The 6,000-nt window shown below is 54.8% G+C and carries 4 protein-coding genes; 2 read left to right on the top strand and 2 right to left on the bottom strand.

The window, feature by feature from the left end; translation table 11 throughout:
- Positions 1–453 precede the first annotated feature (453 nt).
- Together HMPREF2943_RS04755 and HMPREF2943_RS12140 are read left to right on the top strand one after the other, a co-directional pair.
- On the top strand, positions 454–1,638 hold the full coding sequence (locus tag HMPREF2943_RS04755) for a class II histone deacetylase (protein WP_070710929.1): 1,185 nt from the start codon (positions 454–456) through the stop codon (positions 1,636–1,638).
- Positions 1,635–3,140 carry an APC family permease gene (locus tag HMPREF2943_RS12140; RefSeq protein WP_246817268.1) on the top strand — a complete coding sequence of 502 codons (1,506 nt, stop codon included), beginning with the start codon at positions 1,635–1,637 and terminating at the stop codon, positions 3,138–3,140. The genes HMPREF2943_RS04755 and HMPREF2943_RS12140 overlap by 4 nt, the downstream gene beginning before the upstream one ends.
- A 209-nt stretch (positions 3,141–3,349) precedes the next feature.
- Here the strand turns inward: HMPREF2943_RS12140 and HMPREF2943_RS04745 are convergent, their stop codons facing one another.
- Entirely contained in the window at positions 3,350–4,579 is a 1,230-nt protein-coding gene (locus HMPREF2943_RS04745; protein ID WP_070710927.1) for an aromatic amino acid transport family protein, read from the bottom strand.
- Between the two features lie 68 nt (positions 4,580–4,647).
- Complete coding sequence (gene gabT, locus HMPREF2943_RS04740; RefSeq protein WP_070644180.1) at positions 4,648–5,976, bottom strand: 4-aminobutyrate--2-oxoglutarate transaminase; 1,329 nt, start codon at positions 5,974–5,976, stop codon at positions 4,648–4,650.
- Between the last annotated feature and the right edge of the window lie 24 nt (positions 5,977–6,000).

Here is a 6,000-nt window from a genome sequence, read left to right as displayed (position 1 = left end):
TCAACGCACTCTAAAACCGGAAGGGCCGCTCTACCCCTTCACTTAATAGCAGCACTAAACGATCCTTATTCATTTCCAGAAACTAATACCAAATAAGCATTCCCCCATACACCTAGCCCATCAAATCCCCCTAATGAAATCTGGAAAAGTAGGAACTTACTATGAATTCCACTTTTAAATAACCAGGGACTTTAATAAACCCATCCCACCCCGTACCCCTAAGAGAGGGTAGCAAACCTTTGAGGAAGTTCGATACCAAATACCTATCCCCACATAAGCCAAATCCTCTAATAGCAGCTCGACTAGAGTACATGCATCGACAAAAAAGAGAGGGGCTAAAAAGCCTTAAGGAGAAGTTAACCTATCACTGAAATAGGGTCGTAAAAAGTCTCGTAAATCACACTTACCTAGTACTATTGCCCACAACACCATACCGAGAAGAAGGGATTTTGAATGGCCACCGAAAAGCAAAAGAGAAACACTGTCGGCTACCTCTGGGACACGCTCTACGGGTGGCACGATACGGGCACAGGTGGCAATGCTCCAGCGAATCCAGCCCAAGGCCTACAACCCGTAAATCGCCACTTCTCTTCACCAGAACCGAAGCGACGTCTACACGAGTTGGTGCAAGTCTCACAGCTCCGCACACACCTCACTAACCTTTCAGCTAAGCCGGCAACGAAGACGCAATTGGAGCGAATTCACTCCACCCAGCACATCAACTCGATGCTCCAGCAGTCACAGCTCCCGAAGGGCGGCGATTGCGGAGACGGAGGCTCGCCTTTCGGACAAGGAGGCGCCGACATTGCGATGTTGTCTGCTGGCGGCGCAATCGAAATGACGCGAGCTGTACTTGATGATGTCGTCGACCGAGGGTATGCACTGATTAACCCTCCGGGCCACCACGCTGAGCGGAACCGCGGCCTAGGATTCTGCCTTTTCAACAATGCTTCGGCTGCAGCTTCCTTCGCCCTTGAAGAGCGAGGCCTAGAGAGAGTCGCAATCGTGGATTGGGATGTGCATCACGGTAACGGAACCCAGGACATCTGGTGGGAAGACGACCGCGTACTCACGGTATCCATCCATCAAGATAGAAACTTCCCAGTCGATAGTGGATTCGTTGAGGAACGGGGAACCGGAAAAGGTAAAGGTTTCAATCTGAATATCCCACTTCCTCCAGGTAGCGGAGACCTAGTGTATGAGACCGCATTGACTGAGATTGTCGTTCCAGCTCTTAAGGACTTCAAACCAGAATTAATCATCCTTAGCACTGGCTACGATGCCGCAATGATGGATCCTCTCGGCCGCATGATGGTGACAACCTCGGGGTATTTCAACATGACACAGACCCTCCGAGCTGCCGCAGACACTCTTTCTGAAGGAAAGCTCGTGGTGGTCCAAGAAGGAGGCTATTGCCAGTATTACGTTCCTTTCTGTGGCCTAGCAGTTTTAGAGAGCCTGACAGGTGAAAACTCTGGCTTCAAGGATGAATACGCCGAGATCGTGGAAGGACAAATTCGAAACACGTTCACACATGAACAAATCGATTATCTAAAAAAGGCCTATACCTCTCACTTTGGTGAAGGCAGTCCAGCGCTCGAAAGCCTCGTCCCTTCAACTAATGATGGTGCCGTATGAGTGGAAAAATTCGTACTCTTAAGACGCATAACATCGTCTTTCTAGTTATTGCAGCAGCTGCTCCTTTAACAGTCGTTTCTGCCGGAGTAACCGCGGCGTACGCCACGTCTGGAATGCCAGGAGTTCCTCTCGGATACCTGCTTTGCGGAGCACTCGTCGCATTCTTTTCGGTCGGCTTCTGCGCTATGGCCAAGGAGATACCCAATACAGCTGCATTCTTCTCCTACGTCTCTGCCGGCCTCGGAAAAAGTCATGGGTTAGCAGCATCTTCACTGGCGATTGTCTCTTACACTGCTATGCAGATCGCGCTTTATTGTCTCCTCGGATACACAGCATCTAGCTTGTTCGAGTCAATAACAGGAACCCATGTCCATTGGGTTGTGTGGGCACTAATTGCATTAGCACTAGTGGCATTTCTGGGCATTAAATCTGCTGATGCTACCTCGAGAGTTCTAGGAGTACTCCTCCTTTTGGAGTCTTGCGCCATTGTTTTCTTCTGCATTCTCGCAATTTGCAATCCGACAGATGGGATTTCAGTTGACACCCTGTCTCCTTCGGCACTGATTGGAGCTGGGACAGGAACTCTTCTCGCCTTCACTATCGCTGGGTTCATGGGCATTGAGAGCAGCGCTATGTACGCCGAAGAAGCAATCAATCCAGAGAAAACAATCCCAAACGCGACCCTTATATCAATTCTGATCATCTCCGGCTTTTATGGGTTCTCGTCATGGTCGATTGCCCAAAGCACTGGAGAATCTCAGGTAGTCGAGGCGGCAAAAGAGTCAGGTTCGGATCTTTTCTTCAATTTCATCGCGAGCCAGGGATACCAATCTATTGTTCCGCTAATTCAGCTCCTCCTGGTCACGTCTCTCTTCGCCGCCGTTACGGCCTTCCACAATTCGATTTCGCGTTACTTCATGGCTATGGGTCGCGAGCAGGTTATCTGGAAGAACCTCGGCACCACTAGCGAGAGCGGCGCTCCAGTTACAGCGTCACTTTTCCAATCTTGTTTCGGTTTCTTCGCGATCGTCGTAGCACTTCTTATTCAAAAGCTTTCAGGGTATGACGAGAGCTTTCCATCAGCAATCGTATTCAGTTGGATGAGCAACGCTGGTGGTTTCGGACTCGTCTTCTTGCTTTTGACTACTTCGGTGTCGGTTTACTTCTATTTTAGGGAGCACGAGGGACTATACCCAGTGTTCGTCACGAAAGTCGCGCCATCTGTCGCCATCATTGGGTTCGGCACAATGTTCGTCCTAATCTTGGCCAACTTCGAGAACCTCATTGGTGATGCCGAGCTGTGGTACTTGGTTTTCGTGATTCCAACCATCATCCTCTTGTGCGGAGTAGCTGGTTTTCTTCGCGGCGAGCTGCTCAAGCGCTCTCGCCCGCACATCTATAACAACATCGGCTCTGGACATCCCCCAAGCAAAAGCCACGTCCAGAGCGAAGAAAACACTGAGCCACAAATTGCCAACCTAGCCGCATCAGCACAGGATTGATCCAAAACCCGAAAGCGTGATTGCGGTGTTAGTCGTACGCAAGAACCCCTTGGGCCATTGGACCCGCTTGCGTAGGGCTAGCAAATAAATCTGGCTGGGAGCGACCTGGGCGGTGATGATACTACTTCGCAGTAGCGCCATCACCGCCCAAGAACATCGCTAGATTGAGTCTAGGTTCTCCTATTTTCTCTCAGAGCTATTCGCCAATGTTAAGCCCAGCCTGCCGGCACAAGCCCGACGATGGAAATGATCGAGTAGATGAAGGCCAGGACGTAAACCACGATGATGGTGCCCTGAATTACCGGGTGAGCTAGTCCGCCCACATTCCAACCCGGGTCGCGGTCGCCCTTTTTGCGGGAGGCATGCAGCAGCATCACCGGAATGACGGACATGATGGCGCCCGCGAAACCACCGGCATAGGACAACGCCGCAACGAAGCCACCGAGACCAGCAATGGAAATCACCAATGGCGGAACAACCGTCAGTGCCACTGCCACAATGCGCTGGCCCTTCACGCCTTCCCAGTGGAAGATGTCTAGGACGTTGCGCATGGTGGTAAAACCAATCGCCAGGAATGACGTCAGCATGGCTGCTAGGGCAAAGATGTTGGCCAGGTAGTAGGCCACCGGACCGAGTGCCTCTCCCCAGGCGATGGTCACCACTTCGGTGACCTCCATGCCAAGGAGGCCAAGCGCGGCAAAAGGTACCAACGCCAGGGTAAAGCCGGTGATGACCATGCCCACAACGATTGCCCGCGCGGTCTCCTGCGGCTTAGCCGGATCCATACCTTGTACGAGCTCCGGAACCACATACTGCGCCAAGAAGGAGAAGACCGCCAGATTCAGAATCGGGACGATGAAGAACGGGTGCAGAACCAAAAGGTTGTCAATCTTGATTCCAGGGCCCAGAATCGTCCATCCACAAAGGACAGCGATGATGATAGCCATTCCGGCCGTAATCGCGCCCTCGGTCTTACCCGTGGTGTGCAGTCCGCGGTACATCACCCACGAGCCGAAGCCGAAGAAGATCAAGGTTCCAAGAAGTGGCGGCAGACCGAAGATGTTGTTGATCAAGTCGCCGGAACCGGCGGCATAAGCAATGAGCGCGCCGATGCCGTTGACGATGATGGCAACGAAGACCAGCCACCTTCCCCACTGCCCGAGGTAATGTTCGGCCAGTCCGGAGACTTGAAGCGTGGACTTGGTGCGCATGGCGGACTCCGCCACGTACAACATGGAAATGGTCGTGAGAGTACCGGCCACGAGCAGGGCAATGACGAGCGCAAGGAATCCGCCGTTGCGAGCGGCATAAGGAATGGAGAGGACTCCAGCGCCGATGTTGGTGCCAAAAATGAGGGCAACGCCCTGCGCAAAAGACAACGCGGGTTTGAATTCCGCCGCGGATTCATCCCTCTGCGGCACAGAAATTTTATTGGACAAAGACTTCTCCGATGATTACTAAAACTTGTGCTCACCCAGCCAGCGCTGAGTGAGCACGTGGTCTTGCCTTACTTGTATTCGTTGAACTGCTTGACAACGACCTGCAGCGCCTCACGCCACAGGTCCTCCGGGATGGCCAGGGAAGGCAGGAAGCGGATGACGTTGTGGTCCAGGCCGCAAGTCAGCAGCAGGACGCCCTCGGCCTTGGCGGCGTCGGCAATCTTGTGCACCAGCTCGGAGTCCGGCTCACCCTCAGCGGTGACGAATTCGAGGGCGAGCATCGCGCCGCGGCCGCGGAATTCGGCCACGCGCTCATCGCCCAGGATGGGCTCCAGCTCCTCACGGGCAACCTTCTCTAGGTTCTGAGCACGCGCGCCGAAGTCCTTCTCTTCGAATTCCTTGAAGGTTGCCAGCGCAGCAGCACAGGCCACCGGGTTGCCGGTGTAGGTGCCGCCCAGGCCACCTGGCTGCGGGGCATCCATAATTTCTGCACGGCCAGTTACCGCAGACAGCGGCATGCCGGAGGCAATACCCTTCGCAATGGTCACCATGTCCGGAACAATGCCCTCATGGTCGGAGGCGAACCAGGTACCGGTGCGCATCATGCCTGCCTGGATCTCGTCGACGATGAAGACCACATCGTTCTCGTTGCACCATTTCTGGATTGCTGCGAGGTAGCCCTCGGCTGGGACGACGAAGCCGCCCTCGCCCTGAATCGGCTCAGCAACAACACAGGCTAGGTTGGCTGCACCAACTTCCTGCTCAATCATGGTGATGGTCTTCTGGGCTGCCTCGGCGCCGCTCAGGCCGTCACGCAGTGGGTAGGACATCGGCGCGCGGTAGATCTCCGGGGCGAAGGGGCCGAAGCCGTTCTTGTAGGGCGACTGCTTGGCCGTCATCGCCATGGTCAGGTTGGTGCGTCCATGGAAGGCACGGTCCATGACCACGACACCGCGCTTGCCGGTGTAGTTACGGGCAATCTTCACGGCATTCTCGACGGCCTCCGCACCGGAGTTGAACAGCGCGGTCTTCTTCGGGTGATCGCCCGGGGTGACCTCGTTGAGCTTTTCTGCCACGGCCACGTAGGACTCGTACGGGGAAATGGTGAAGGAGGTGTGGGTGAAGTGTGCGACAGCTTCCTGCACCGCGGCCACGACGGCTGGGTTAGAAGCGCCGGCAGAAGTCACGGCGATGCCGGAAGCGAGATCGATGAAGCGGTTGCCGTCGGCGTCGGCAAGAATGCCGCCATCCGCATCCACCACGTAGCCCGGAAGCGAGGGCGCCATGCCCGCGGGGAGGGCATTCTTACGACGCTCATCCAAGGCGGCACTCTTCGGGCCCGGGACCTGCTGGCCCAGGTGGCGGGACTGCTCAATGTGGTACTGAAGTTCCTGCATGGTCTTCCTTTTGTGTTCGGATGA

Source organism: Corynebacterium sp. HMSC072D12, assembly GCF_001813925.1.
Classification (GTDB): domain Bacteria; phylum Actinomycetota; class Actinomycetes; order Mycobacteriales; family Mycobacteriaceae; genus Corynebacterium; species Corynebacterium aurimucosum.
Note: the sequence above shows the minus strand (reverse complement) of the source record. Positions and strands in the feature narration are given on the sequence as shown.

What these genes read in the sequence shown, in the direction of transcription:
- HMPREF2943_RS04755 (WP_070710929.1), top strand. Translation starts at nt 454, where the DNA reads ATGGCCACCGAAAAGCAAAAGAGAAACACTGTCGGCTACCTCTGGGAC.
- HMPREF2943_RS12140 (WP_246817268.1), top strand. Translation starts at nt 1,635, where the DNA reads ATGAGTGGAAAAATTCGTACTCTTAAGACGCATAACATCGTCTTTCTA.
- gabT (WP_070644180.1), bottom strand. Translation starts at nt 5,976, where the DNA reads ATGCAGGAACTTCAGTACCACATTGAGCAGTCCCGCCACCTGGGCCAG.